Origin of the sequence: Ochrobactrum sp. SFR4, assembly GCF_019730395.1 — a bacterium.
Lineage (GTDB): Bacteria > Pseudomonadota > Alphaproteobacteria > Rhizobiales > Rhizobiaceae > Pseudochrobactrum.
In genome coordinates this window covers 1-250 of sequence record NZ_JAAPBB010001094.1, presented here as the reverse complement: position 1 = coordinate 250, position 250 = coordinate 1, and the positions used below count along the sequence as shown (strand labels likewise).

At 44.0% G+C, this 250-nt stretch carries 1 protein-coding gene; it reads left to right on the top strand.

Translation table 11 applies throughout. The features are described from left to right. A partial coding sequence (locus HBA93_RS22420; protein WP_221724708.1) for a hypothetical protein occupies nt 1–250 on the top strand: 250 nt, incomplete at both ends.

Genomic DNA, 250 nt, shown 5'->3' with positions numbered 1-250 from the left:
AGCTTGCAGCAATTGCGAAAGCCAATAATCAATTCATCATTATGGGGGCGGACGGCACAATCGCGCCGATGCCAATCAACGACCTGATCGATGATATTGGTGCAGATATTTCAACTCTTCAATCGAGTGTTTCATCTCTGAGTGTGATGGTTGATGCATACAGATTGATTTTAACATCTGACGTGACGATCAATGTTTCCACCTCTGGTGCGGACGCAAATGGGAGTCTAACGAATCCATTCAAAACTAT